Source organism: Gillisia lutea (genome assembly GCF_021568705.1).
In the GTDB taxonomy this organism is placed as follows: Bacteria; Bacteroidota; Bacteroidia; order Flavobacteriales; family Flavobacteriaceae; genus Gillisia; species Gillisia lutea.
Genome location: NZ_JAKGTH010000006.1, coordinates 51,709 through 77,310, shown reverse-complemented (window position 1 = coordinate 77,310; position 25,602 = coordinate 51,709). Strand labels below are relative to the sequence as shown.

The following is a 25,602-nucleotide window of genomic DNA, read 5'->3' as shown; positions in this document are numbered from 1 at the left end:
CGTTTTTTAATTATGATTATTTATGGTGGATTATATTATTGTTGGTGCCGGGCTTAGCGGTATAGCTGTTACAGAGGAATTATTAAGCATGGGGAAAACTGTAAGAGTATTTGAAAATAACTCACAATCTTCGTCGACAGTTGCCGGGGGTGTTTTTAATCCTGTTATCCTTAAACGGTTTACACTGGCATGGCAGGCCGATGAACAAATGAAGATAGCGCTTCCTTTCTATAAGGCATTGGAAAATAAGTTGAATGAAAAACTTATACATGATCTCCCTATCTTCAGAAAGTTCAGTTCTATTGAAGAGCAAAATAATTGGTTCGCAGCTATGGATAAGACGAATTTGGTTAATTTTTTGAATCCTAAGCTTTACAATGATCTAAATGAAAATCTGCCTTCCAATTTTTCATTCGGGCAGGTGATGGGTACCGGAGCAGTAAATACGAAATTACTATTAGAAGCCTATCGTGAATATTTACGTAATGTTAATTTATTGGATGAGCACGATTTTAAATATGAGGAAGTAAGACTTCTGGAAGGTAAAGTTGAATTTAAAGGCACTAGTGCGGGGAAAATTATTTTTTGCGATGGTTTCGGGTTGAAGGATAATCCTTTTTTCAATTATTTGCCGATGAATGGTAACAAAGGAGAATATCTTGTTATTCGTTCTAAAGAGCTTAAGCTGAATGTTGCTGTAAAGTCATCGGTATTCATATTACCTCTTGGTGATGATCTTTATAAGGTTGGAGCCACTTATAATAATTTTGATAAATCATCTGTGCCATCTCAAGAAGCCCGAGAACAACTGTTACAAAAATTAGAAACCATGATAACTTGTAAATTTGAAGTGGTCGATCAAATTGCGGGAATAAGGCCCTCTACTAATGATAGAAAACCATTAGTAGGAATGCATCCTAAACATACACAGCTTTATTGTTGTAATGGCTTTGGCAGCAGGGGAGTCCTTATTGGTCCAACTGTAGCCAAACAGCTAATCCAATTTATCGAAAGGGGAGTTCCGTTGCCCAGCGATATCAATTTAAAAAGATTTGAAAAAAAACATTATTTGGGTTTATAGTGAAGAAACATGTTAATCCATATATTTCTGGAGAGACGCATTATAATGGGCATAAAAATTATCAATGTTCCAATAATTGCTATAAAAGTGGTTACAAGCCCGCCTCCTAAAAAGAAATAAGAAATAATAAATGCAGCTACGGCAAATGCAATTCCAACGGCATAACTAACATACATTGCACCAAAGAAGAAGGAAGGTTCTATTTTATATTTGGTTTGGCAATGGGAGCAACGCTCGTGCATATCGAAAATTCTACCCAGCTTATAGGGGTTAGATTCTACATACATACTTTCTTCTTGACATACGGGACAAGTACCCGTTAGTATGCTATATAACTTCTTGCCTTTGAGGAATTTCATTTCTATTTTTTTAGCAATACAAAAATAGGCATCTTTGCAAAAATAATAGACAAGACTAATGCTTAACATTCATAATTTATCGATATCATTTGGCGGGGAGACCTTGTTTGATGAAATTACTTTCAGGCTTGGAGCGGGAGACCGCGTAGGACTTATAGGTAAGAACGGTGCGGGAAAATCTACTATGCTTAAAATTTTATCTGGTGAACAGGAGGCTGATACCGGGCAAATTGCAAAAGACAAGGAGCTAAGGATTGGATTTTTAAAGCAGGACATCGATTTTATTCAGGGACGAACCGTTATAGAGGAGGCTCAACAGGCCTTTGAGGAAATAAAAGCTATTGAAAAGAAGATAGACTTTATTAATGAACAGCTAGCCACTCGTACCGATTATGAAAGTGAGGCGTATACACAGTTAATTCAGGATTTGAGCGAATATACCCATCAATATGAAATTATTGGAGGATATAACTATCAAGGTGATACCGAAAAGGTGTTGATAGGGCTCGGGTTTGAAAGAGATAAATTCGACAAGCTTACAGATACTTTTTCCGGAGGATGGAGAATGCGTATAGAGCTTGCTAAATTGTTACTTCAGGATAACGACATTCTGTTGCTGGATGAACCTACCAACCACTTGGATATAGAGTCCATTATTTGGTTAGAATCCTTTTTGAATAACTATTCAGGTTGTGTGATTATTGTTTCTCACGATAAGATGTTCCTTGATAATGTAACTAACAGAACCATTGAAATCTCTCTTGGTAAGATATACGATTATAAAAAACCATATTCTGAATACTTGGTACTTAGAAAGGAATTGAGAGAGCAGCAAATGGCATCTCAAAAAAACCAGGAAAAGCAGATTGAGCAAACAGAGAAGTTAATCGAAAAATTTAGAGCTAAAGCCTCTAAAGCTTCCATGGCACAATCGCTTATCAAAAAGCTTGATAAGATAGACAGAATCGAAGTAGATGAAGATGATAATGCTGTAATGAATCTTCGTTTTCCTATATCACAACAGCCGGGGAAAGTTGTTGTTGAAACCGACAGGATAGGTAAGGCTTATGGAAGTTCTCAAATTTTAGAAGATATCGATCTTCTTATTGAACGTGGAAGTAAAATTGCTTTTGTGGGTCAGAACGGTCAGGGGAAAACAACTTTGGCTAAGATAATTGTAGGTGAGATCTCTCATGAAGGAGATTTTAAACTAGGTCATAATGTACAGTTAGGTTATTTTGCCCAAAATCAAGCTGATGAGTTGGACGGGGAAAAGACAGTATTAGATACCATGATAGATGCTGCCAATGAAAATACCAGAAGTAAGGTACGAGATATGTTGGGGTCATTCCTTTTTCGTGGGGATGAAGTGAGTAAAAAGGTAAAGGTACTTTCGGGGGGAGAAAGAAACAGGCTTGCTTTATGTAAGCTGATGCTCCAGCCTTTCAACGTTCTTATAATGGATGAGCCTACCAACCACCTTGATATTAAATCTAAGAATGTCTTAAAAGAAGCTTTGAAGAGTTTTGAGGGAACGTTAATTATTGTTTCTCACGATAGAGATTTCTTACAAACACTTACAAATACTGTATACGAATTCAAAAATAGGAATATAAAAGAATACTTAGGCGATATCGATTTTTATCTAGAGCAACGAAATGTTGAGAACATGAGGGCTATAGAAAAGAGAGATAAGGTACAAAAGGACGTTTCTAAGAACACCGACAGCAAACAAAGCTATAACGATCAGAAGAAATTTAAAACCCTAAATAATAAGCTTAGCAATACCGAATCTAAAATAAGTAAGTTGGAGAAGGAGTTGAAGCAAAAAGACGAAGAGCTAGCTCTAAATTATGTAAAGACTTTTGCTAAACCTAACTTCATGGAAACGTATCAGAAGAAAAGGAAAGAGCTTGAAACACTTATGAAGACTTGGGAGCAATTGCAGGAAGAGTTAGAAGCAATTTCATAAAGCCTTTTAAAAATGTACGAACATCATTTTCAATGTCCTTATTGTTGGGAAGATATCTCTATGCTCCTAGATAGTTCTATAGGTAAGCAAACCTATATTGAGGATTGTGAAATATGTTGTAACCCTATAGAATTGACTGTAGTTTTTGAAGAAAATGAACTTATTTCGTTTATAGCCAATAATATAGAGCAATAATTTAGGTTGAGTTTAACACGTTTAAGTATTATTCTTTCTAAATTTAGTTGAATAATTACTTGAATTATGGTATCAACATTCGAATTTGCCGATCACGTTGTAGGAATTATAATAAGTTCTGATGTAGATAATGCGTTGGTAGATGAAGTTCATGAAGTGATTCTTGAAAGGTTGCAGGAGCATGATAAGATCAGCTTGATAGTTGAAATTAAAAAAGAAAGTCGAATTCATCTCTCAGCGATGGTGAAAGATCTAATTTTTAAATTTGATCATGCTGGACAGTTTTATAAAATAGCGGTGGTTTCTGATCACCTTATCATGCGAAATGCAATGATTATCAAGGACTTGTTTATGAAGGCAGAAGTGAAGCCATTTTCTTCAGAAAAACGACTGGATGCCATGAACTGGATCATTCAATAATTTTTTTAAAAAATGTTTTGGAGAAGTAAAAAACAGTTGTATATTTGCCACCCGATAGCGCAGTAAGCTTGATTTGAAAGCAGCGAAATCGCAAAATTTGACATCTTGAATTAACAATATATCGCGGGATAGAGCAGTAGGTAGCTCGTCGGGCTCATAACCCGAAGGTCACTGGTTCGAGTCCAGTTCCCGCTACTAGTAAAACCAAGGCTTCACAGAAATGTGAAGCCTTTTTTTATGGACTAGGTACAACATAGGTACAACATTTTGCTGTTTTTCTTGAATACTTTTAGTTTGTTATATTTTGGTCTCAAATGCCTATATATTCTATTTTCCTTGCTTTGTTTTCATAAAATTTGGTATTCGTAAACACTCAGCCCATTCCCCTATGATCCGTGAAAAACTGTATTACGGGGGGAAAGCGCTTGATTATAGAGGTCTTGGACACGACCCCCAAAACTTCCTATTCCCATTCCACTTGTCCGCTTATTCCCGAAAAAGTCGGGAAGCGGTCAAACTCCATTTCAATCTACAATTTTAAAGTCAAGTCCGCCTTAAATCATACTTCTGATGGATAATATAGTTTCATAACTCGGTAAGCACATTCCCCTGCATTACGCGAAAAAGCTTCATTTCGGGAATAGCGCTTCCCTATAATAATCTTGGACACAACTCTAAAGCTTCCGTTTTCCATTCCACTTGCCCGCTTCCCGAGAAAAGTCGGGAAGCGGGCAAACTGCATTCCAACCTACACCTTTAAAGTCAAGTCCGCTTTAAATCCTGCATAATCATAATAAATCGCAATAATAAATCCCCTCAGCACATTCCCCTACATTCCACGCTCGCCTGCTGAAAAAGCAGGCAACCACTACACTTCGGGCAAAGAGCTTCACTACACAAGTCTTGGACACAATTCCCAATTTCAGCTTTCCATTCCGCTAACCCTTCCCGCTTCTCTGGGAAGGAACACTTCATTCCAGAGCCAAAATTGTGTATTAAGTCCGCTTTTACATCGGAAAGCCATCGGCTTGATTTTCTTGACAGGATTTTCGGCGCGGCCTTCTTGAGCCCTCACTCGAAAGTCCTTAAAAACCAAACCGCTGTCTTACACATTTTAAGGGGTTTATAATGGATAAAGCCTTTGTTGTTTTTCGGGTCATCGAAAAACAGGCACGACATAACCAGTTCTAATTTAACCACAGCCTCTTATTTCGCTTAACTGTCGGTACGCTCAAACGCAACTGCGTTTAAAAGAATTGCTAATGCCCTTATGGAACTTGTCAAGACTATACAAGTTTTAGTGAAAAATAAGGTTTCTACTTCCTTGAAAATCCAAGGATTTTTCTACGTCGCAAACACACCTGATTTATTCCCTAAAAGTCTTGACAAAACCCACTCTATCCATTGTGCGATGCACAGAAGAAAAGAACAAACACCCCTTAAAATTTAATCTGTTTTAAATCAATAGGGGAAATACAAATCACTTAAATATTTTATTATGACTACTATTAGAAATCACGTACAATTGATTGGAAACGTTGGACAAGAGCCAACAATCACGAACCTTGAAAGCGGTAAGAAAGTAGCTCGTTTTTCATTAGCCACAAACGAGTATTACAAAGACAGCAAAGGCGAAAAGCAAACGGACACTAATTGGCATACCGTAGTAGCTTGGGGTAAAACTGCTGAAATCGTTGAGAAATTTGTTGAAAAAGGCAAAGAAGTAGGAATTACAGGGAAACTAAAGACCCGAACCTACACCACCGATGATGGCAACCAACGCTATGTAACGGAAGTTGTAGCCGATGAAATCCTTTTACTTGGAAGCAAAAACGACAAGTAAACTTCAAAATTATAGAGGACGTTCCTCTCGAAAGTTGCGCCCTCTTTTTCATTATTCACACATTTAAATATATTCACAATGAAAGCACAAGTTAACGAAATAAAAGAGCGATTGCAATATTTTACGGGAACGGAAATGTTCTATCAAATCCCATTATTGCGAACCCGTTTTACGGACGGATTGAAATATTTATCGGAAGCAGCAGAATGTTTTTGGCTCATTACAGACACGTCCGTAATTGCAAAAAGTCTGATGAACCGAAGCGAATTTATCACAATCGATTTTAAAAGATTGCCCGAAGAAAAACAAGATTATTCGGGATATGAAGCCGAGATAATTTACAGCGATGGCAACGATAATATTTTAGAAAAACACGATTATCGATCAACCGATTTTCCACTCGATGAACTGCGGTTATTTTTTGTAAATGATACGCTGATGTTACCAAGCGAATACTAAAATTTTGAAGTTATGATTTACATTAAATTTCAAGATTTGAGCGAGGAAAAACAAGAGGAACTCTTACAGGTTTCGAGAGAACACGTTACACATCTTTTTGGGGAATCTATTCAAAAATATGTTGACGAAACTGGTGCAGATTATGAAAAGTTAATAGATGAAGAAATGATTAAAAATCTATACACCTACGATTATGTTTTCAATATCTGACTCATTAAGATTATATGTGGAACACCTCTGAAATTCCAGGGGTGTTTTTATTTTGAAACAAATCCAAGTCAATAAAAAAGCGTATCTTTATGTCGCTAGAATTCAGCATTCAAATTTACGTAGGGTTATCCACTTTTCGACTTTCGCCGATACCCTTACACATCGAAAAATAACATACTGGAAAATCATTTTCCTTGAAAATGGCAATCGGCTTTTTAGCCGGATTGTATGGATTTTTGTCCCGCGAGCGGGACGAAAAGGAATAGCAAGAGGGTAACACGCTGCGCGATGTTTTGGATTCCTTTTCGTTTTTAAATAGCTGATTATCAAAAATTTAAATATCTTTTAATTTTTTAACAATCAACGATTTGCGACAAACGGGCTAAGAACGCCCACTTTTAGGGATGATTTTGCGACAAATCGGCGAAATATGGACTCATATACTGGAATTAGATTTAAAAAGGAAACCGCAAAACGTTTCCAAACATTCTCGCGTACTTACTTCAAATCGCACACTGAAGCAATGTCCACAATGCTCGATTTTTTCTTTTACAACGAAATATCGCCAAAGGAAAAATTAGGACCAACAGGACGAACTATTGAGGCTAAATTACTCAAAAGAATCAATGCGGTTATTGCAATAATGCGAGACGTAGAAAAGACACAAACCAAACCTACGGTGGCTATGATTCAGTCCCTTTTTGAGACCGAAGAGCCAACCAAAAAACCGCTGATTGTAGAAAAGAAATATGCCGAAGAAAAGAAGGAAATCCGTTTTCGAGAAAAGAAAAATCAAAGCAACCAACTCTAAATTTTAGAGCTATGTACATTACGATAACACCTCAAAAATTAGGCAACAATTATTCACAAAGTTCAGCAGATTTTGTAGGCTATTTGGAAAAGGAAAATCAAGGTTTGGAACAGCACGAAATGGAACATTTTTTCAATCAATATGGCGATGAGATTTCCGCTGAAGAAGTGGTCAAAGAAATTGATGGAAACACCGCAAAATTAAAAAAGAAAGAACCCAAGTTTTATTCGATTACGGTTAGTCCTTCAAAATATGAATTGCGAAAACTTCAAAACAATAGTCAAGATTTAAAAACCTACACCCGTGAGCTGATGAAAGATTATGTTGCCAGCTTCAATAGGGAAATAAACGGGCGACCTATAACCATCGATGACATAAAATACTATGCGAAAATTGAACACCAAAGAACATTCAAGGGAACAGATTTTCAGATAAAAGAGAACCAACCGTTCGCAACAAAAATACTTCAGCTGAAAACCGAAATCAGAAACATTAAAGAAGGACGAGCTGAAGGGAATATTAAAAGGATGGGAAAGGAAATTGCCAAATTGGAACGCCAAGCACCACATCAGCAAAATGGAAAACGAATTGTCCAGGGAATGGCGAAAGATGGAAACCAAAGTCATATCCATATCATCGTGAGCAGAAAGGATGCTTCTAATACGGTCAGTCTTTCGCCTGGAAGTAAACACAAAGCTTCTGAAGTTGAAATGCACGGCAAAAAGGTAAAGCGTGGTTTTGATAGGGATGCCTTTTTCGCCAAAGCGGAAAAAACGTTTGACAAAACTTTTGGCTACAAACGCAACTTTGCCGAGACCTACAAAGCAAAAAAAGATTTTGTAAAGAATCCCAACCTGTATTTCGCCGCCTTGATGAAATTACCAGCCAATGAAAAAGCTTTGGCTTTCAAAATGATTACCAAAAGTGGCTTGCCAATTGTTCCAAGTATTCCAGTCAGTCAAGCACAAATCGCACTTCGTGTTTTCAAACGATTAAGACGTGGTGCTGAAGTGGCCATTAAATCAAGTTCAATAGGAATTTAGCGTATGGAAATAGACAATCTCATAACGATACTCTCAATTATTGGTGTGGCCAGTACTGTTTTCTATGCGATATTTAGAGTGAGCAAGTATGCACTTTTCTTGAATTTCTTAATGCTTTCCTGCTTAATTTTCTATTTAACTGAACAGAACGAATTAGTATCGCTATTACTTTATCTGGTGTGTCCTCTAATGTTAATTAATATAGGACTGTATGTTTTTTTGCATAAAACTGAAAGCTTGCAAAATGGCGATAAAAAGTATCAAGTCAATTTTGCTACGACTAAAGGAAATTTCAAGTTAGATAATATTAAACGTGGCGCATCCATCATCGGATCTGCAGGAAGTGGAAAGACCGAAAGTGTAGTGTATGGATTTTTAAAACATTTCCGGAAAGAGCACTTCTGTGGAATCATTCACGACTACAAGGATTTTGAATTAACCGAAATGGCGTATCCGCTTTTCAAGGATAGCGATATCCCGTTTAAGGTCATTTCCTTCGATAAAATCATCCATAGGGTAAATCCTATTGCACCACGCTATTTAGAGAACGAGGAAAGCGTAAATGAGGTGTCACGAGTATTAATCGAAAACCTTTTGGAACAAAGGGAAAGTGGAACAACCGGAACGACAAAATTCTTTAACGATGCAGCTGAAGGCTTGATTGGAGGATTGATTTGGAAACTGAAAACGGACTATCCCAAATACTGTACGTTACCGCATCTAATAGCCATTTATCAAATACTCGATACCGACAGCCTTATCCAGTTTTTGGAAACAAATACCACATCGAGAGCGATGGCAGACGCTTTTATTAGTGGTAAGGATTCCGATAGACAGACCGCTGGTGTAAAAAGCACATTGGCAAACGCCCTGAAACGAATTAGCACACAACGCATTTTTATGGCATTGTCCGCAGACGAAGTGCCCTTGAATATCAATAGCGAAGAAAACCCTGCAATCATTTCTGTAGTGAACAATCCAAAATATGAGACATCCTATTCGCCAGTAATTGCCACAATCATTCACACCATTACCAAGCAAATGAGCGTTAGGAATTCCAGACCCTCGTTTTTACTAATGGAAGAAGCGCCGACAATTCGGCTATTAAATATGCATCGTATTCCAGCAACTTTAAGAAGTTATGATATTGCTACCATCTACGTAATGCAGGACAAAATCCAGAACGATATGATGTATGGCGACAAAGCAAGCAAAGCAATATTAAGCAATTTATCCTATCAATTTTTCGGCAAGGTCAACGACCCAGATACTGCCAAATATTACGAACGCTTTTTTGAAATCATCAAAGACCCAACTAAAAGCATAAGCCGTGGCCATAATCTCGATTTTGATACCCGAATCACAACGGGCGAAAAAGAGATACCGAAGATAAGAGCAGACGTTTTCTTTCGATTAAAACAGGGCGAATTTATAACCTATGCTGATGGTAAGGATAAGAAAGTGCAGTTTAAATTGTCAAGAATACAGCGGCAGCTTCCTGAAGAATCCAAGCAATATTCTCAGGCAGATTTATCTACTAATTTTGATAGAATTTATGATGAGGCGAAGTCGATATTTAATTGAAATTTGATGTGAATTTTCAAAGAATATTTTATCTGTTAAGAATAAACAATGATTTCTTTTGGCATCAAGCTAATTTTATTGCATTATTAGAGTTTAAAAATTCGGCAATTTATGACTAAAGGGGCAAGATTTCTTAGAGCAGATTTACACATACATTCATACGGGGAATTTGGATCTTACGATGTTAAAGATACCGCAATGACACCAGAGGCGATTGTTGATACCGCCATCGCGAAAGGATTGAAGATTATTAGTATTACTGACCATAATGAGATATTTAATTCAAATACAGCGATAAATTACGCTGCAGATAAGGATATTTTGGTCATTCCCGGAATTGAAGTAACCACTACGCAAGGTCATTTGCTATTGTACTTCGACACTTTTCAAAATTTAAGGTCATTCGCTGGTAAATTAAATATAAGTGAGGATAAGAAAACCACTACACAAGGAATCGTAGAGTGTTTGGATTTTGCCCATCAATGTAGTGGTGTTGGCATATTAGCTCACATCGAACTTGATTCAGGTTTTGAAAAAACTATTGGGCGGTTTGGTCCGCCTATTGAAGAAATTTTTAGCCACCCAAACCTTTTAGGACTTGAGATATCCAAAAAAGAAAATTTCCATTTTTATTCCAATAGCGATGAAGATGCGAATAGGAAGAGGCTTGTGGGGCTGAGGCGCGACAATTTATTAATGGATGATGACCAAATCCTTCCTAAATTGATGGGTTCAGATTCCCATAATTTAAATAAGTTGGGAACCAATGCCGAAGGAAATGAAAAGTTGACCAGGATAAAAGTTGATGAACTAAATTTCCACGCCTTTAAGGTTGCGCTGTTGAGCCACGAATCAAGAATTCGACTGGAAGATTTTATACCTGAGCAACGACCGGTATTTAATAAGATTTTTATAGAAGGTGGATTATTAGATGAAATGGATATAGACCTAAGTCCTAATTTAACCTGTATAATTGGCAGTAGAGGTGCGGGAAAGTCAACCTTATTAGAAACTTTACGAGAAACATCAGGGAATCAATCTTCTTCAAAGGTTGTTGATTCCGATGTGTGGCCTCAGAAAATAACACTTCAATATACTGATGAAGCTGGGCAAACTATTGAATTTTCAAGAGAAAAGAATAATGGTACTCAGAATATAACAGACCCTATAAATGGAATATCACGTGTTGAAATTGAAAGTTATGGTCAAGGCGAAACAGCTGATACTATACAGCACAGCGATGAAAACCCAACGGTTTTGATAGATTTTCTTGATGGGTTTTTAGACTTAAAACCCCTCATTTCCGAAGATAAAGAAATCATCACAGATCTGCTCGAAAACCAAAGCGATGCCAGAAAATTAAGACTCGAATTACTAAGTCTTGATGAAACAAGAAAAGCTCTTAAAAACGAGCAGAAAAAATTAGAGAATTTAAAAAAGCAAAAAGCAGGGGAATTGGTAAAATACCAAAACGCATTAATAAAGGAAAGACAGATACGTCAAGATCTAATTGCCGACCTTAAGCTACTAATTCAGACTTATAAGGATATTTTAAATGATGAAGAAACCTTTGAAAATTTCGAAAAATTATCAGATGAAGAAATAGTCGTTGGTAAGGATTATTTTCAGAAAGTAAAGAATATTGTTAGTGATTTTTCAGCTATTGTCAAATCCAAGGCAGGGGAATTAAATGAAGCCCTCGGAACAAAAGTAGAAGAGCTTAGAACAGAACTTAAAAATTGGGCTTCCAAGGAAAAAGCGATTCAGGTACAGATGGACGCCAAAAAGCAAGAGTTGGCAGCTCAAGGTATTCCTTTTGATTTGGGTAAAATCAACCAAATATCGAAAGATATTATCGATTTAACCAATAGGGTAAAAAAACTTGAAAACAGCAAAAAACTTTTAAATGAATTACAAACTGTGCGTAAAGAATTGATTGGAAAAAGAAAGGACATAAAACAACGAATTTTCTACTACAGAAATGCATTTGGACAAACTATAAATGACAATCTTAAGAATACGCTCGATGGATTATTTATAAATGTAAAATATGACCAGGGAAACTATTCTGACGAATTTGAGCAGTTATTAAAAACGACTATGGATTGGCGAACATCCCAAGTTCCAAGAGCATATTTAATCACTAAAAATTTATCGCCATTTGAGTTCGTCGATATTTGTATGCGCAAAAACAATGATGCATTAAAAGCATTGACAGATGATGAAGGTAAAAGATTTATTGGGGATTATGAAGCTCAAACTATCGTGGAAAAACTTCTTAAAGACCATACTTATGAAGATTTTGAAGCCTTGCCATTTGAAGATAGACCTTCAATTTCCGTTACACGATTATATAAAGATGATGTAACGGGTAAAACATTAAGAAATACAAAGTCGATATCGCAATTGTCGTTAGGTCAACAACAGTCGGTTTTACTTGGAATTTTAATGCTTTCAAAAAGTACTACGCCGCTTATAATTGACCAACCAGAGGATAATTTAGATAGTGAATTCATATTTAAAACGATTGTTAAGAATTTACGTAAAATCAAAGAATCAAGACAGGTAATCATTGTTACCCATAACCCTAACATTGCCGTACTTGGCGATGCAGAATTAATAATTCCATTAAAAAGCACAAGCGTAAAATCACACGTTTTGGAAGCAGGTTCTATTGACAGGAAAGGAACAAGGGAAATTAGTTGCGAAATTCTCGAAGGTGGTAAATCTGCATTTAAACAACGACAATTAATATATGGCATTAAGTAGGCGTAGTGAGAAACCAAATCTATTCCCACAATTTAATATCATTATCTTTACTACCAGATTTTTTTATTTAAATAATGACCTAAACAAACCGCATAGAATACAAACGAGAACTGTCCGATGGACTTGAAAAAGAGGTCATTGCTTTTTTAAACTATCGTGAAGGCGGCATTATTTATATTGGTATTAATAAGGAAGGGAACACTTACGGTCTGGCTGATGCGGATGGCGACCAACTAAAAATTAAAGACAGGTTAAAGAACAATATCCGCCCTTCAGCTTTGGGATTATTTGATATTGTAAGTGAAGAACGAGATGGCAAGAATATCCTGAAAATCATTGTGGCGAGTGGTCCTGAAAAACCATATCATTTCAAAAAATATGGGATGAGCGAAAAGGGTTGTTTTATCCGTCTGGGTTCTGCAGCTGAACCGATGCCACAAAAAATGATTGACGAGCTCTTTGCCAAACGTACCCGAAATTCCATCAGCAAAATTAAAGCCGGTCGGCAGGATTTAAGCTTCGGACAGCTGAAAATATACTACGAAGAATCAGGACATACCCTCGGAAAAGCTTTTGCAAAGAACTTGGAACTATTGACCGAAGATGGCACATTCAATTACGCTGGCTATCTTTTGGCAGATAAGAACAATACTTCTATTAAAGTAGCCAAGTATTCGGGCAAAACCCGAACAGACTTGATAGAAAGCAACGAGTATGGTTACGAATGCCTTTTGAAAGCCACCAAGCAAGTGATTGATAAAATTGCAGTTGAAAACAGAACCAACACAAAAATAACCGCCAAAGAAAGACAGCAAGCCAACCTTTGGAATCCCATCGCATTGCGCGAGGCCATTATCAATGCCTTTGTGCATAACGATTATACCAATGAAATTACCCCAAAGTTTGAAATCTTTGCGGATAGAATTGAAATCACATCGGCAGGCGGTCTTCCGGAAGGATTGAGCAAACAGGAATTTTTCGAGGGCTTTTCAGTTCCACGGAATAAAGAACTGATGCGGATTTTTAAGGATTTGGAACTTGTGGAACAGTTGGGTTCTGGCATCCCTCGTATTTTGGAACACTATGGCAAAGAGAGTTTTGGCTTTTCAGATAACTTCCTTAGAATGACTTTTAACGCTAAAGAAACTGCTGTTGAAGAAGGTGGTCAAATAGGTGGTCAAATAGGTGGTCAAAAGGATGCTGAAATTGATGATATTAAAAAATTAACGCATAGACAAAAGGAGGTTCTAAAATTAATTACTTCAGATAACCGAATAAGCCGTTCAGGAATTGCAGAGGTTTTACACATAAACGAATCTGCAATCCAAAAGCATCTAAACAATTTAAAGAATGCTGGTTTTATAGAGCGTGTAGGTGGTACGAGAGGTTATTGGGAAATCAATCTCGATAAAAATTAAAAAAAAACTTTTAAAAAGGCCCTTTTTCTCTTGGTCCTTTACTGGTCACTTTCCATTGACCGTTTTCCTTAGTCAGTTTAAAAATGCCTGTTTTTCCATCGTAGGTCGTGCTGTATTTTACCCAGGCAAGTTCGCCATCAATAGATTCGTCTAAAATTTCTACCTTGATATCTTTATCAGAATCTGGCATCATATTCTGTACGGTAATCAAACTGGCATAGCCTTCAGAAGTGGTGTGCTTTTTTAAGGCTGATTCATCTTTTGAAAAAAAGCTTGACGCAACAACTTTGGCAGTTTCAGAAGGGGATTTTGTTGTGCTTCCTGAACAAGAAAGGAACAACAATACAAGCGAGCAAATGACTAATCTTTTCATAACAGTATTAATTTGGGTTATTGATATATCTATGTGATAATTTCAGTTCTATGTTTCGCTCGCCATTCTTTTCATTCAATTCTAAAATTGCCCTGCGGTCGTTGGACAATGAAATTTTAGGCATCACATAAACAAATCGTACCGTTTCACTTTCCTTGATTTTAGACGGTAGATTATGTTTGTATATCGGTTCTTTATAGAGTCGTTGCAACGATTTCCTTTTCCCTTTTTGCCGAGTTTCAATCGAAAGGTTCAAGAAATTCAAATCGTAATCCAACGTAGAATTATTTTCAATCTCGATAACAAAATAGAGCTTATCTTTATCAAAAACAATATTCTCTACATTCAAGATAATACCTTCGCTTCGTTTCTTGATGCGCCCTATGCGCTGTTTTCTATTGAGAAGATATGAGCAGAATTTTTGGTAATAATAAGTGCTGTTATCTACAAGTTCTTCAGAAGATTCAACAAGAACCGAATCCTTTACAATCGGTTTTTCATTACCGATACTATTGGATAGCGGAATGAAATAATTGAGCTTAGAAAGCTGTTTTTTATACCTTACAATATACGAAAAAATTGAACCATTTCTGTTGATTACCAGCAAATTACTTTCCTTCCCAGGCTTTGCCTGAAGCAGTCCAAAATACTGTTCTTTTTCACGGTTGTAGGTAAATATAAAATTATCTGAACCGGTTATGCCTTGCCGTATGGGTTCTGGGAAGAATAGCGCAACGTTTTTGGTGTCGTTGGCATAAATGGTGTCGAGTGGTATGGGTTGCTGTTGTTCTGTAGCCTGTGCCGAGCAAAGTCGAGGTGCGAAAGCGGAAATCAACACCGCCAATATTAGGATAAATGTTCTCATAATTTAGGTTTTAGAATTAATCTGTAATTGTTCAATACCGTAACTTTCACGTTTCGGTTACTACGTCTTAGCACTTTGGTTACACCACCAACTTGCGGAACTGTAGGTATGTTGATATCGCCAATAATATCGTCCAACACTTCAGTAGTGGCTTCTGCCCGAAAATTGTTCTGTACGTAGATACCTTCGCTGCCATCAGATAAATCAAAAGCTTTAAGTTTTGTAGGATGGTGCTTTATGTTTTCAATTTCAATTAAAGCTCGATTAGGCTGAAAACTTATAAAACCGAAAATGGGTGTGTTCTTAGGCATTTCTTTACCGTTGATTGTAGCAGTTTTGGTCAGGCGCATTCGCAATCTGGTATTCGCTTTTACTACTTGGTCGCCATCTACCACCACGTAAATTGTTTCATCTGTATTGCCGATGATGGATACCTCATTGGGTTTAGGCGCAGCAGCGAAGAACAGTTGATGTTCCAGGCCCAGTTCTTTCGCTTGGATTTTTTGTTCCCTTTTTACTTCAGCAGAATCGATTGTTGATGCCACTTGGCGAACTGTTCTTCTCTGTCCCAAATTTTGGTATCGCTTTTCTGAATATTGAATCTTACCCGCTTCATAGATGCTATCTACGATACGCTCTTTTTCGCGTTCCGGAAGATCTGGGTCGTAAAATCCCAAGGAATCAATCAACTTTTCATCATAGATGCTGGGCGCATTGTTTTCACGTACTTTTTTCAAATCGTTAATCGCATCCAGTTTGGAATCGTACTCTTTTTGGTCTTCTTCCAAATCTGGCACTAAGGTCTGCTTAAGATTTTCAGTTTCACTTTCATCATCGCCCATTACCATTCCCGAATAGGAAATAAGGAATATGAAAATCACGGCCAATACCGCTGCAAATACTATCTTGTTTTTTTCTACTTTCATAAGAGTGAGTTTTTAAGTGCCGATTATCGGCTTTCAACTTTCATCGTTTAGTTTTTTTAGAGTGTTCTCGAAATAGTTGGTAATCAAAAGTCCGTGTGGATTGTTGGGAAAGTTTCGGTCAACCATAATCAAGTTTCCGGTGGAAACCAATTCGTAAGTGTCGATAATCGAACCTCTATTGATTTCAAAAATGGTCGTCGTTGTAAAACTGTACGAGCCGTTATTTTCGGTTATCCGCGAATCGATACTCAGTACTTTTTGAACCAAGGAATACTGAAGCAATCTATTGTAAACACCATCTGCTTTTTTCTGGCGGTAGAGATTGTCCACGGAACTATTGCCCAACCACAATGCCTTTTCCAAGTTTCGTTCGTAATTACTGGCATCGATGTTATAAAAGTAATTATGGAACAGATCCAAATGAGCCAAAGCTTCCACTCTAAAATTCTCTTTTTGCGTCACGAGCTTTAACGGAATGATACTGCCATCGGTATTGATGGCAAAAGCACTATTGAGCGCTTTTTGATTGGTGTTGAATACCATCCAAACCGAAAATGTGCTGGATAGTAAGGCACAGGCAACAACCGCCAAAACGATAAATCGATTCAGCTTTAGGACGTTGTAAATATTTTTATATGGTGTTTTCATTCTGAATGGATTTAGTTGGTAAATAGTCTGAGTGTAAAAGATGTGGCGCGTTTATACAGTTTGAACTTCAAGAAAACAATAAACCCTACCGAACCTAATTGAACCACAGGTGCAAAAAAGGCTTGACCTGTATCGATTCCAAACAAATTGACCCAAAAATTGGTGTTGATTTCCGTGTAGAGTGCATTCACAAAGACGTTTACTAAAAAGAAAGCAGGTACTAACATATAGACCGCAGCATAAAGCTTGAAGAATGTGTAAGCTAACGAACGGAACTTTTCAAAGACTGCAAGGCTAATGACCAAGGGAAAAAAAGTTTGCATTATTCCGAGTAGAAAAAAGCGTTCTGCCAAAAACAATGGATAAATGAATAAATCTAATATCCAGAGGAACAAGCTAATGATGAATGCAAATATTTTGAATCCGTAAAGCGGTGTAACCAAAGCTTCATATAAAAGCGTCATAGCAGCTTGGGCAACCTCGATGATACTCACGTCCTCTTCAATGGGAATGTCCTGCATTTGCAATGGCAATAAGGCTGGTGCAGTTCCTCGATATTGTCCTTCAATGGCTACTAAGATGCCATCGAAAAAGCCTAATACTTGCGTTGAGAAAATGACCAAAATGACAATGGCAAAATTCTTGGCGAGTTCGCCTGGACTCAATCCCCAAGTGTAGCCATCCTTATCTGCAATGCCTTCATTGTATTTTTTGAGGATGTTGACCAGAAAGAACAGGACAGCGAGCGTTTTCATTCCCGCAATCGTGTATTGCGAAAAGTCGCTGGCCTGTATGGTCTGGAAGACGGTATCGATGTATTCCAGTCCAATTCCTAAGAGAATGGTCGCAGTCATTTTTAGTATTCGGTTTCTCTATTATTGACTTTATCCTGCATTTTTCTAAAAGAAATAATGTCACGATAGCGTTTTGTTTTTGTAGTGATGTTGGAAACCATTTGCTTGGATTCCTGTTCTTTTGCTTTCAGGATTTCAGCACGTTCGGCATCACTCATTTTTAGGTAATCGCTGGATAGGACTTCATCAATAAAATCTACTGTGTCCAACGAGTTTTGTACTATGGCGTCAAATGATTCTACAACCCTTGAAACTTCATCTGGTTTGATGTAGGGCGAATTCAAAATATCCTGTAAATCATTTTGCATTACGTTGATAAGGCGCTGATTATTCTGTCCAATTTCCTCAACTGCTCTCAGTTGCTCAACAACGCTTGATACTTTCTCTATTGCCTCTTTTGCATCTTTTAGGAATTTTACAGACTTAATCATTTGTGCTGTCTGTTTTCCAGATTCTATCAGCTGTTTTACCAAGCTGATAAAATTGGTATTGTCATAAGTGGGCATTCCCTGGCACGCAGCGCGTGCGGGCAATAAAAAGATGAATGCCGTTGCGAGAATTAAAATTTTTGTCTTCATAATATTATGTTTTAGATGTGAATTGAATTATTGCTTTTTGCATATCGTGATGCTCGTTGTAGAGCTTCATTATTTCTTCATTTTCCTGTCCATCGGTCAAATAAGCGGCATATACTTCCTTCGGAACTTCGAGCCGAAAGATGTTACTTTCCCTACCTATCTTGATAAACATTTCGGTGTACTTCCGTGGTCCTGAAAGATTGTTCTTGATGGATTTCAGTTGGTTAAGGTCGTGGCTGGATAGGTTGAGTCTTTTGACCACTTCGTCATATCCTTTTTCATTGTTCAGACTATAAATGACCTGTGTGTTTTCCAGTATGCTTGCCGATGTTGAATTGTTAGGAAGCTGATTTATCGACTGAAGAATAATCCCAATAGCACCGTTTTGTTTACGTATGGCTTGATAGTAGAATTCTACACTTTCCAACACGTTTTCAAACTTCAATTGCTTGGCAAACTCATCAAAAAGGATGATTCCCTTTTCAGCTCTGTTCTTCCAAATAGTTCTTTGAATGGCAGACTTGATGAGCTTGAGCATCACAGACAGGATTTCCTTATTGTCCTTAACTTCATCGAGTTCAAAGACAATCAAGCGTTTGTCTTCGATTTTATAAGTCTGGTCTTCGCTTACTTCAAAAAGAAAGCTATATAGACCATCGCCGACATATTCTGACATTACGTGCAAGAAGCTCGTGACATTGAAGTAGTCGGGATGGATTTTTAAGGTGTCCAGAAGATCCTTCTGATTCCTTTCTATAAAACTGTAAAATCCATCTAAAGAGTGATTTTCTGAAGTACTATCATAATAGTGGCGCAGTATCTTTTTGACCGATACCGATTGTGCTTTGGTAACCTTTAAGTCTGAAGCAAACAATTCAAACAGAAAGACGGATAGGTCTTCCAGTCGCTCAGGTGTGAGGTCATTTGTATCACTTATATAAAAAGGATTGATGCCCAAGTTCTTTCCGCTTTCATAGCGAAGCACCGTATATTTTTCAGGGTAGAGTTTGGCAAACTTGGTGTAGGATCCACCGAGGTCTATGATGACCAAGCGAACGCCACTTTCAAAATACTGACGTAATATGTTATTGGCCAAAAACGATTTGCCTTCGCCCGTTGGTGCAAAAATGGCAAAGTTCCTTGCTTTAATTCGTTTCTTTTTTTCATCCCAAACATCCTTTAAAACAGGAATGTTATGCTCACGGTCGTTGAAGATGATTCCGGTAGGATCGCTTTTGTAATTGGTGTTATTGATGAACAGGCAAAGCGCGTGTTTTAAATCCGTTACATACAAATCGTTGTTCGAGAAATTGGACGAAAAACAGCAGTAACTGTTTAGGATATAATTCTTACGTTCTTCGCCTCTTGGATAGTATGGTATGATATCCAATTCCTTAAATTCGGTCTTTATTTTTGAAGTTATTTTGTCGAGCTCTTTAGCTTCCTTTGCCCAATACACGATATTTAGATGACCACGAATGATTCGGGCATTATCATCGGCATTGATTTGGTCAAGGATGTGTTGGATTTTGCCAAGAACCACTTTATTCTGTGAACCGAAGTTGGAACTTTTATTCAGTTCCTCAATTTTCTTATCGAGTAGTTTACGCCATTTCTGTTTGTCATCCAGATAGAGGATTTGGTTAACGATATGGTTCTCGTTAAGCGTAAGCCCTAAGCCATCAATAAACCCTTGATGAAACACAAAATCATCAGAAGTGAATTTCTCATTGGTTTTGCTACTCTGTACACTTTCGCCAAAGCACAGTTCGCTATTGATGGCCAGGGCATCAAAATGGTTTTCGCCAATATTGACGCTTTTTTTGTCCAGTAAAATGTCAGTATCATAACCTTCATTAAAGCCATTAAAATAGGCACTTGTTAGTTGCTGTATCTCTTCCGCTTTAAGCGTAACAAAATCCATCTTTCGGCTATTGTTGATAAAGGAAACCGAATCACTAACCGAGTTGGCGAAACTCTTGATGTTGTCATCCAGTTTCTGTATGATTCCCTTTGAAACTTTAAGGAAAGGGTTGATGTATTTCGGATTGTTAAGTGCCTTATTTTTGGTCAAGATGAAGAACAAATAGCAGCTGTGCTCGATATGTCCACGACCTTTAAAATGCTCGTGGGTAGCTTTTTCCAAAAAGGTGGAATTCGGAAGTTGTTCTGAAGAATAGGATTTCTTCAAGTAGATATCCTGTTTATGAACCACAGTACCAACTGGCAAAGACTTTAATGCCTGAAACCAAGCACCGTGCATATCTTCAAAATCCTTTTCAGACAACGAGTATATTTCCGGCAGATTTCCTTTGTAGCACAAAATAACATTGCCATTATTGGCAAATACGATATTGTCCTGAATATCTACGATGGGTTGATATGCCGAAAGGTTAATCTTGTTCATAATCGAAGCCAGAATTTCTTTTGTTACTAATGATTTTTGGAAAAGCCTTAGCCATTTGGAATAGTTGTGGATTGTGGGCTATTCTCGTCAGCGCCACATAAAGGGAAGCGTTGAAAACCAACACACCTATTATTATCCCAAAGCTGAAAGAGAAGATGATGATGAGCAACGAAGCCAAAATAGAAACCATCATCAAAGCAAACAGGGAAATGGGCAGCCCAAAAATGACCGCCCTTTTCCTGATGTTTTTATAGACTTCGAACCGTTTCATTTATACAACGATTCCTATTAGGTAAGTAAAGATTCCGACTACTGCACCTGCAATCAATACAAATACTAAAACTCGGGTAATCCCCTTTTTTAAATCTGCATTTTCCCCAAAAAAATGTCCTGCGTTAAACAGGAAACCTACAAGGAAGATTACACCGAGAAGTATTGGAAAAATAGTTCGGATAGTGTCGCCTACATCGTTAACTGAATCTTCAATGCCACCAATTTGAGCAAAAAGCGAAGTGGATAAGAGCGAAAGAATGGATGCTAAATAGTGTGATTTTTTCATAACGGAACAGTTTAAATTTTTGGTTCATTTTCGTTATTGGAAATTTACATATATTTGAACTTAAATAACTGAAAATCAAATAATTGTGAATAAAATATTATTTGATATTGTTTGAATTCCGTTGCTATTATTTGGCATCAAATCCTATGGATTTTTGAAGGGAAGTTGTTGATAACCCGAAAATTGAAAATGAAAAATCTGCTCAAAAACGTCAGTTTTGTGATTTTGGTTCTAAAAATGTGCTTCATTTTTGGACAAGAATCGACTGCTCAAAAACGAATAATAATTGACGTTGGACACGGCGGAAAAGATGCTGGTGCAATTGGTATAAATGACATTCAAGAAAAAGATGTGGTTTTATCGATTGCAAATGAGATTTTAAAGTTAAATGACGACTTGGAAAAACCACTCGATATTTATTTGACCAGGTATAAAGACACTTTAATATCATTATCGGACAGGACTAAACTGACCAAAGCCTTAAATGCTGATTTGTTTGTGTCTTTGCATTGCAATCATTCCGATAATCCGGATGCAAGAGGTATTGAAGTTTACGCTTCAAGAAAACAAGAAAAATTCTCAAAAGCATCGGTTTTTATGGGCTATCAAATTGAAAGTGCACTTTGTGAAGCAATAGGCTATGATAGCAGAGGTGTGAAGTTTGCGAACTTTCAGGTGCTAAGGGAAACAGCAGATTATTGTACTGCCATATTAATAGAATTGGGCTTTTTATCCAATTGGGATGAAGAAAGCTATATCTCAGACAACCACAATATTGAGCGTATCGCACTATCGATATTATTATCCATTCAAAAATCAATAGAATTATGAAAGATATTTTTTTAGAGTTAACGAAGAGCTTGAAGGACATTGTTTTACAATGTGTTTCAGAAGTTATTTTACTGTACAAATCCTTTAGAAGTTAGATTACCTAAGTTTATTATCTACACATTATAAAAAACAATTTATTCAATAGTGTATTTAAGTATTTGCTTAAATAATATAATAATGATATATTTGTGGCCACTTTAAATCAAAAAAGATGAGCTTGGAAATAACCTGTACACGGAACGAAGCAGACAAGAAGCAAATATCGAGATGTAAGGAAACCATAGAGAATTCTTCAGGTAGCTTAGAAGCAATAAGCAAAATTTTGTCTCTTGCGGGAAGCGAGGTACGACTGAAAATTCTATTTCTATTGAACATAGAGAATGAACTGTGTCCTTGCGATATTGCTGACATTCTTGAAATGAGTGTTCCTGCCGTATCCCAACATATCCGTAAAATGAAGGATGCGGGAATTATTACATCGAGACGTGAAGGGCAAACATTGTATTATTCGCTGGTAAAGAGTGAGGACAATGTTTTGAATGGAATTTTCAATTCAATTTCAGCAAGAAAGAAAACAGCTTAGAAAGTTTACATTATGGCACCGAATAAAACTTCAAATACCGCGGCCTATACCGGCATTTTTACCGCAGTTGCAGCATCAATATGTTGTATAACCCCTGTCTTGGCATTAATTGCTGGAACAAGCGGAATTGCATCTACATTCTCTTGGGTCGAGCCATTTAGACCCTATCTTATCGGCTTGACCATTATTGTTTTGGTCTTTGCCTGGTACCAGAAACTACGACCGAAAACACAGGAAGAAATAGATTGCGCCTGTGAAGATGATGCGAAACCATCGTTTTGGCAATCCAAACGGTTCTTATTGATAGTAACACTATTCGCCGCATTGATGCTGGCCTTCCCGTACTATTCCAATCTATTTTATGCACAGCCCGCCAAGGATATCGTCTATGTCTCTCAATCCAATATCAAAAAACAGACTTTTGAAGTCGCTGGAATGACCTGTGCAGGTTGTGAGGCACACGTAGAAAGCGAAGTCAATAAATTGGACGGAATTATTTCTATCAAAGCCAGCTACGAAAATGCTAATACCATAGTGGAATTTGACAAGACCAAAACCGATTTGCCCACAATCCGAAAAGCTATAGAAAGCACGGGGTACAAAATAATAGAATAATGAAGATTCAATTAAAATCTACGATTACCTGTCCAGAATGCGGCCACAAAAAGGCTGAAGAAATGCCAACCACCGCCTGTCAATTCTTTTATGAATGTGAGAATTGCAAAACTGTTCTGAAACCAAAAGAAGGGGATTGTTGTGTATTCTGTTCTTATGGTACTGTGGCTTGTCCGCCGATTCAAGAAAATAAAAATTGTTGTTAAAAAGCCATACCTTAAATTCACTTCCGTTTATCCCCAGCTTTAGTATCAAAAGCAATCAAATTAAAAAGTTCTCGCATTCGGCTACGCACACGATTACCATAGCGTTCTTCCAGTTCTTCAGCATTGAGATTGGTTGTGGCGTGCGTCTTGATTTTGTGTTTGGTTTGTAAGTAAAGCTCGTATCGGGATAAGAGCACTTCGCCCATTACGTTCAAATCCTTTCCGTAGAATCTACCAGATGGTTCCACACCTAAATCATCAAAACAGTAAAATTTGGTATTACCATACTCTTCAACCGTTTTAAACCCAAGATGGTTGAAACTGAAGGTTACATTCCGGCAGGGAATCATTTCGTAAGGTCTTTGTAGTGGAACCAAATGGCGCAACAATTTCATCAAACTGGTTTTGCCGCAGCCAACGGGTCCGGAAAGTAGAATGCCTTTGTCAATGTCAATACCATAAGTCTCACAGTTGTCTTTATCCTTGATGAAGTAGGAACAGAGCTTCAGCAAAATATCCTTGTCTTCATCATATATCCTAAACTTTTCGCCAAACAAAAGTTTGCCTTTGGCATTCAGGTAAATCAAGATTTTTGGAAAATCATAGATCACACTTTTACCATCAAATTTTCCGAGCGAATATTCCACGCCACCTTCGGTTATTTTAGAGGGGTTGTCCATAATCTTTGTTTTTAGTGGTTCGCAAGTTGTCCTTGATTTGGGACGGTTGCTTTTTGTTTGGTTTGTTTTCCTCGTCGAATATTTCGGTTCTGTCCATCCAGTTGATGGCTACGGCGCGCCAATCTCTGATTTCCTTGCCATCGCCAGTTTGCCAATTTCTGGTCTGGTAATGCTCATAGAATTTTTTAGCTTCATCAGCATCAAAACCTTTTTCTTCAAAAAAAATAAAAACGGCCTGCCAGCCCTTTGGTTGTTTTATATAGTTTTCTTGTTTGATATTGTTTGTATTAGATACCAATGCTTGTCCATCTATGGGACGGTGTTGGTTCACAACCTGTCCATTTTTGGGATGGTGGTGTCCCTCAAGCGGTACACCTCTGGGATGGTACTGTTCCGCAAGTTGTTCTAATATGGGATTGTACTGTCCCACAACCGGTTCATCACTTGTCCCAATAATGGCCATCTTTATTTTGCTGCCTTTGTAGGGATTGTTGGAAGGGAAATAGGTTAAGTATTGCCAAGAATCTAACTCGACGATGCATCTGTGATATGTAGACTTAGAACCTATTTTAGCACATCGCATCAAATCGCGACGGTTTACATAAAATTCATCCATAAAGCGGCAACTGTTCCATTCTTGGAATAGCGCCATATACAAACTGATATGGGATGGGTTAAGGCGGTCATCAAAATAGAACTTTTCAAAAGCCGCATTAAGTAGCTTTATATAGTTCATCGCTTAAGAATTTAGACCGTGGTGCACACGGTTGGCATCCATAACTTTTTGAATTTCCTCGGTATCGTAATAGATAATGCCACCCACCTTGGTGTATGGTAATGTGCCATTGATACGAAGATTTTGTAAAGTGCCTGGACTTACTTGTAGCAAGTCCATAACCTCAGAAGATTTGAGGTATTTTTTGAGTTTCCCGCTGGCTTGTCTGGTAAGTAATTGTTTAATGTCATCGAGCAATTCCATTTTGAATTCCCGAAGGTCGTCTGTGGTAATAATACTTGTTGGCATAATAGAACGGTTTTAAAAGAAAGGGACTATCTGGGTTTATGATTTTAAATGATAGTCCCTGACCTGATTTGACTTTCGTTCTACAAATTTGAATAGGTTTATTGGATTTTATTCCCCAGTACGACCGTACTACGGTCAAAATTTAACATTTTGAAATTTGATGGGTTTTGTAGTATTATGGTGCTTCTAAAGTGGAAACGGTGTGCTAAATCATATCAAATTATATGAAGACGCCTTCCAAAATAAAAAGACCGTAGGTCAACCGTAGTACGGTCTTTTGTTAACAGTA

29 protein-coding genes and 1 tRNA gene are annotated in these 25,602 nt (G+C 37.4%); 17 read left to right on the top strand and 13 right to left on the bottom strand.

Features of this window, described 5'->3' with window-relative positions; all coding sequences use genetic code 11:
• Nucleotides 1-22: 22 nt before the first annotated feature.
• The gene (locus L1I30_RS00445; protein WP_236132277.1) at nt 23-1,081 is read left to right on the top strand and encodes an NAD(P)/FAD-dependent oxidoreductase; all 1,059 of its coding nucleotides are present in this window, start codon (nt 23-25) and stop codon (nt 1,079-1,081) included.
• Here the strand turns inward: L1I30_RS00445 and L1I30_RS00440 are convergent.
• On the bottom strand, nt 1,066-1,440 hold the full coding sequence (locus tag L1I30_RS00440) for a DUF983 domain-containing protein (RefSeq protein WP_236132276.1): 375 nt from the start codon (nt 1,438-1,440) through the stop codon (nt 1,066-1,068). The two genes, L1I30_RS00445 and L1I30_RS00440, sit on opposite strands and share 16 nt — an antisense overlap.
• A 58-nt stretch (nt 1,441-1,498) precedes the next feature.
• On the opposite strand from L1I30_RS00440, the gene L1I30_RS00435 reads away from it, so the two are divergent.
• The 12 genes from L1I30_RS00435 to L1I30_RS00380 all read left to right on the top strand — a co-directional run bounded on the left by L1I30_RS00435 (nt 1,499) and on the right by L1I30_RS00380 (nt 14,164).
• A complete protein-coding gene (locus tag L1I30_RS00435) occupies nt 1,499-3,412 on the top strand; it encodes an ABC-F family ATP-binding cassette domain-containing protein (protein WP_236132275.1) in 1,914 nt (637 codons plus the stop codon).
• Nucleotides 3,413-3,424: 12 nt separating this feature from the next.
• Nucleotides 3,425-3,607 carry a CPXCG motif-containing cysteine-rich protein gene (locus L1I30_RS00430; RefSeq protein WP_236132274.1) on the top strand — a complete coding sequence of 61 codons (183 nt, stop codon included), beginning with the start codon at nt 3,425-3,427 and terminating at the stop codon, nt 3,605-3,607.
• Between the two features lie 66 nt (nt 3,608-3,673).
• A complete protein-coding gene (locus L1I30_RS00425; protein ID WP_236132273.1) occupies nt 3,674-4,027 on the top strand; it encodes a SpoIIAA family protein in 354 nt (117 codons plus the stop codon).
• A 122-nt stretch (nt 4,028-4,149) separates the two neighbouring features.
• Nucleotides 4,150-4,222 (top strand) — tRNA-Met (locus tag L1I30_RS00420).
• Between the two features lie 1,303 nt (nt 4,223-5,525).
• Nucleotides 5,526-5,870: a single-stranded DNA-binding protein gene (locus L1I30_RS00415; protein WP_236132272.1), complete on the top strand. Its 345-nt coding sequence runs from the start codon at nt 5,526-5,528 to the stop codon at nt 5,868-5,870.
• A gap of 78 nt (nt 5,871-5,948) precedes the next feature.
• Entirely contained in the window at nt 5,949-6,329 is a 381-nt protein-coding gene (locus L1I30_RS00410; RefSeq protein WP_236132271.1) for a DUF6876 family protein, read from the top strand.
• A gap of 12 nt (nt 6,330-6,341) precedes the next feature.
• Nucleotides 6,342-6,539, top strand: a complete 198-nt coding sequence (locus L1I30_RS00405) for a hypothetical protein (protein ID WP_153267900.1) — start codon at nt 6,342-6,344, stop codon at nt 6,537-6,539.
• Nucleotides 6,540-6,969: 430 nt separating this feature from the next.
• The gene (locus L1I30_RS00400) at nt 6,970-7,350 is read left to right on the top strand and encodes a BfmA/BtgA family mobilization protein (protein ID WP_236132270.1); all 381 of its coding nucleotides are present in this window, start codon (nt 6,970-6,972) and stop codon (nt 7,348-7,350) included.
• Nucleotides 7,351-7,361: 11 nt separating this feature from the next.
• Complete coding sequence (gene mobB / locus L1I30_RS00395; protein ID WP_236132269.1) at nt 7,362-8,393, top strand: MobB family relaxase; 1,032 nt, start codon at nt 7,362-7,364, stop codon at nt 8,391-8,393.
• Between the two features lie 3 nt (nt 8,394-8,396).
• Nucleotides 8,397-9,977 (top strand): type IV secretory system conjugative DNA transfer family protein, encoded by a 1,581-nt coding sequence (locus L1I30_RS00390; protein ID WP_236132268.1) that lies wholly within the window; start codon nt 8,397-8,399, stop codon nt 9,975-9,977.
• A gap of 111 nt (nt 9,978-10,088) precedes the next feature.
• On the top strand, nt 10,089-12,746 hold the full coding sequence (locus tag L1I30_RS00385) for a TrlF family AAA-like ATPase (protein WP_236132267.1): 2,658 nt from the start codon (nt 10,089-10,091) through the stop codon (nt 12,744-12,746).
• A 92-nt stretch (nt 12,747-12,838) separates the two neighbouring features.
• Nucleotides 12,839-14,164, top strand: coding sequence for an RNA-binding domain-containing protein (locus tag L1I30_RS00380; RefSeq protein ID WP_236133034.1), 1,326 nt, complete (start codon nt 12,839-12,841; stop codon nt 14,162-14,164).
• A gap of 10 nt (nt 14,165-14,174) precedes the next feature.
• On the opposite strand, the gene L1I30_RS00375 is transcribed toward L1I30_RS00380, so the two are convergent.
• Genes L1I30_RS00375 through L1I30_RS00335 form a run of 9 tightly spaced genes read right to left on the bottom strand, consistent with a single transcriptional unit; the run spans nt 14,175 to nt 21,374 of the window.
• Nucleotides 14,175-14,537, bottom strand: coding sequence for a hypothetical protein (locus L1I30_RS00375; protein ID WP_236132266.1), 363 nt, complete (start codon nt 14,535-14,537; stop codon nt 14,175-14,177).
• Between the two features lie 7 nt (nt 14,538-14,544).
• Nucleotides 14,545-15,402, bottom strand: a complete 858-nt coding sequence (locus L1I30_RS00370; protein ID WP_236132265.1) for a DUF4138 domain-containing protein — start codon at nt 15,400-15,402, stop codon at nt 14,545-14,547.
• Nucleotides 15,399-16,328 (bottom strand): conjugative transposon protein TraM, encoded by a 930-nt coding sequence (gene traM, locus L1I30_RS00365; RefSeq protein WP_225597568.1) that lies wholly within the window; start codon nt 16,326-16,328, stop codon nt 15,399-15,401. The genes L1I30_RS00370 and traM overlap by 4 nt, the downstream gene beginning before the upstream one ends.
• Before the next feature lie 33 nt (nt 16,329-16,361).
• The gene (locus tag L1I30_RS00360) at nt 16,362-16,976 is read right to left on the bottom strand and encodes a conjugal transfer protein TraK (RefSeq protein ID WP_236132264.1); all 615 of its coding nucleotides are present in this window, start codon (nt 16,974-16,976) and stop codon (nt 16,362-16,364) included.
• Nucleotides 16,977-16,987: 11 nt separating this feature from the next.
• Nucleotides 16,988-17,830, bottom strand: a complete 843-nt coding sequence (locus tag L1I30_RS00355; RefSeq protein ID WP_236132263.1) for a hypothetical protein — start codon at nt 17,828-17,830, stop codon at nt 16,988-16,990.
• 2 nt (nt 17,831-17,832) lie between these two features.
• The gene (locus L1I30_RS00350) at nt 17,833-18,408 is read right to left on the bottom strand and encodes a hypothetical protein (RefSeq protein WP_008610935.1); all 576 of its coding nucleotides are present in this window, start codon (nt 18,406-18,408) and stop codon (nt 17,833-17,835) included.
• A gap of 4 nt (nt 18,409-18,412) precedes the next feature.
• A complete protein-coding gene (locus L1I30_RS00345; protein WP_236132262.1) occupies nt 18,413-20,815 on the bottom strand; it encodes a TraG family conjugative transposon ATPase in 2,403 nt (800 codons plus the stop codon).
• Entirely contained in the window at nt 20,802-21,086 is a 285-nt protein-coding gene (locus L1I30_RS00340) for a hypothetical protein (protein ID WP_031427462.1), read from the bottom strand. Before L1I30_RS00340 ends, L1I30_RS00345 begins: the two co-directional genes overlap by 14 nt.
• Entirely contained in the window at nt 21,087-21,374 is a 288-nt protein-coding gene (locus tag L1I30_RS00335; protein ID WP_008610937.1) for a hypothetical protein, read from the bottom strand.
• 189 nt (nt 21,375-21,563) lie between these two features.
• Between L1I30_RS00335 and L1I30_RS00330 the strand changes: the two genes are divergently transcribed.
• From L1I30_RS00330 to L1I30_RS00315, 4 genes are all read left to right on the top strand, one after another.
• Nucleotides 21,564-22,205, top strand: coding sequence for an N-acetylmuramoyl-L-alanine amidase family protein (locus L1I30_RS00330; protein ID WP_008610938.1), 642 nt, complete (start codon nt 21,564-21,566; stop codon nt 22,203-22,205).
• Nucleotides 22,206-22,416: 211 nt separating this feature from the next.
• Nucleotides 22,417-22,788, top strand: a complete 372-nt coding sequence (locus tag L1I30_RS00325; RefSeq protein ID WP_008610939.1) for an ArsR/SmtB family transcription factor — start codon at nt 22,417-22,419, stop codon at nt 22,786-22,788.
• A gap of 12 nt (nt 22,789-22,800) precedes the next feature.
• A complete protein-coding gene (gene merTP / locus L1I30_RS00320) occupies nt 22,801-23,403 on the top strand; it encodes a mercuric transport protein MerTP (RefSeq protein ID WP_008610940.1) in 603 nt (200 codons plus the stop codon).
• On the top strand, nt 23,403-23,609 hold the full coding sequence (locus L1I30_RS00315; RefSeq protein ID WP_008610941.1) for a GDCCVxC domain-containing (seleno)protein: 207 nt from the start codon (nt 23,403-23,405) through the stop codon (nt 23,607-23,609). The genes merTP and L1I30_RS00315 overlap by 1 nt, the downstream gene beginning before the upstream one ends.
• A 17-nt stretch (nt 23,610-23,626) precedes the next feature.
• Here L1I30_RS00315 and L1I30_RS00310 read toward each other — a convergent pair whose 3' ends face one another.
• Genes L1I30_RS00310 through L1I30_RS00300 form a run of 3 tightly spaced genes read right to left on the bottom strand, consistent with a single transcriptional unit; the run spans nt 23,627 to nt 25,313 of the window.
• Complete coding sequence (locus L1I30_RS00310) at nt 23,627-24,289, bottom strand: ATPase (protein ID WP_008610942.1); 663 nt, start codon at nt 24,287-24,289, stop codon at nt 23,627-23,629.
• On the bottom strand, nt 24,273-25,025 hold the full coding sequence (locus L1I30_RS00305; protein WP_236132261.1) for a hypothetical protein: 753 nt from the start codon (nt 25,023-25,025) through the stop codon (nt 24,273-24,275). The genes L1I30_RS00310 and L1I30_RS00305 overlap by 17 nt, the downstream gene beginning before the upstream one ends.
• Nucleotides 25,026-25,028: 3 nt before the next feature.
• A complete protein-coding gene (locus L1I30_RS00300) occupies nt 25,029-25,313 on the bottom strand; it encodes a helix-turn-helix domain-containing protein (protein ID WP_047550478.1) in 285 nt (94 codons plus the stop codon).
• Nucleotides 25,314-25,602: the final 289 nt, after the last annotated feature.

Bases quoted from the DNA above. Each gene is read 5' to 3' on its own strand.
- L1I30_RS00445 (WP_236132277.1), top strand. From the start codon at position 23: ATGGTGGATTATATTATTGTTGGTGCCGGGCTTAGCGGTATAGCTGTT.
- L1I30_RS00440 (WP_236132276.1), bottom strand. From the start codon at position 1,440: ATGAAATTCCTCAAAGGCAAGAAGTTATATAGCATACTAACGGGTACT.
- L1I30_RS00435 (WP_236132275.1), top strand. From the start codon at position 1,499: ATGCTTAACATTCATAATTTATCGATATCATTTGGCGGGGAGACCTTG.
- L1I30_RS00430 (WP_236132274.1), top strand. From the start codon at position 3,425: ATGTACGAACATCATTTTCAATGTCCTTATTGTTGGGAAGATATCTCT.
- L1I30_RS00425 (WP_236132273.1), top strand. From the start codon at position 3,674: ATGGTATCAACATTCGAATTTGCCGATCACGTTGTAGGAATTATAATA.
- L1I30_RS00415 (WP_236132272.1), top strand. From the start codon at position 5,526: ATGACTACTATTAGAAATCACGTACAATTGATTGGAAACGTTGGACAA.
- L1I30_RS00410 (WP_236132271.1), top strand. From the start codon at position 5,949: ATGAAAGCACAAGTTAACGAAATAAAAGAGCGATTGCAATATTTTACG.
- L1I30_RS00405 (WP_153267900.1), top strand. From the start codon at position 6,342: ATGATTTACATTAAATTTCAAGATTTGAGCGAGGAAAAACAAGAGGAA.
- L1I30_RS00400 (WP_236132270.1), top strand. From the start codon at position 6,970: ATGGACTCATATACTGGAATTAGATTTAAAAAGGAAACCGCAAAACGT.
- mobB (WP_236132269.1), top strand. From the start codon at position 7,362: ATGTACATTACGATAACACCTCAAAAATTAGGCAACAATTATTCACAA.
- L1I30_RS00390 (WP_236132268.1), top strand. From the start codon at position 8,397: ATGGAAATAGACAATCTCATAACGATACTCTCAATTATTGGTGTGGCC.
- L1I30_RS00385 (WP_236132267.1), top strand. From the start codon at position 10,089: ATGACTAAAGGGGCAAGATTTCTTAGAGCAGATTTACACATACATTCA.
- L1I30_RS00375 (WP_236132266.1), bottom strand. From the start codon at position 14,537: ATGAAAAGATTAGTCATTTGCTCGCTTGTATTGTTGTTCCTTTCTTGT.
- L1I30_RS00370 (WP_236132265.1), bottom strand. From the start codon at position 15,402: ATGAGAACATTTATCCTAATATTGGCGGTGTTGATTTCCGCTTTCGCA.
- traM (WP_225597568.1), bottom strand. From the start codon at position 16,328: ATGAAAGTAGAAAAAAACAAGATAGTATTTGCAGCGGTATTGGCCGTG.
- L1I30_RS00360 (WP_236132264.1), bottom strand. From the start codon at position 16,976: ATGAAAACACCATATAAAAATATTTACAACGTCCTAAAGCTGAATCGA.
- L1I30_RS00355 (WP_236132263.1), bottom strand. From the start codon at position 17,830: ATGACTGCGACCATTCTCTTAGGAATTGGACTGGAATACATCGATACC.
- L1I30_RS00350 (WP_008610935.1), bottom strand. From the start codon at position 18,408: ATGAAGACAAAAATTTTAATTCTCGCAACGGCATTCATCTTTTTATTG.
- L1I30_RS00345 (WP_236132262.1), bottom strand. From the start codon at position 20,815: ATGAACAAGATTAACCTTTCGGCATATCAACCCATCGTAGATATTCAG.
- L1I30_RS00340 (WP_031427462.1), bottom strand. From the start codon at position 21,086: ATGAAACGGTTCGAAGTCTATAAAAACATCAGGAAAAGGGCGGTCATT.
- L1I30_RS00335 (WP_008610937.1), bottom strand. From the start codon at position 21,374: ATGAAAAAATCACACTATTTAGCATCCATTCTTTCGCTCTTATCCACT.
- L1I30_RS00330 (WP_008610938.1), top strand. From the start codon at position 21,564: ATGAAAAATCTGCTCAAAAACGTCAGTTTTGTGATTTTGGTTCTAAAA.
- L1I30_RS00325 (WP_008610939.1), top strand. From the start codon at position 22,417: ATGAGCTTGGAAATAACCTGTACACGGAACGAAGCAGACAAGAAGCAA.
- merTP (WP_008610940.1), top strand. From the start codon at position 22,801: ATGGCACCGAATAAAACTTCAAATACCGCGGCCTATACCGGCATTTTT.
- L1I30_RS00315 (WP_008610941.1), top strand. From the start codon at position 23,403: ATGAAGATTCAATTAAAATCTACGATTACCTGTCCAGAATGCGGCCAC.
- L1I30_RS00310 (WP_008610942.1), bottom strand. From the start codon at position 24,289: ATGGACAACCCCTCTAAAATAACCGAAGGTGGCGTGGAATATTCGCTC.
- L1I30_RS00305 (WP_236132261.1), bottom strand. From the start codon at position 25,025: ATGAACTATATAAAGCTACTTAATGCGGCTTTTGAAAAGTTCTATTTT.
- L1I30_RS00300 (WP_047550478.1), bottom strand. From the start codon at position 25,313: ATGCCAACAAGTATTATTACCACAGACGACCTTCGGGAATTCAAAATG.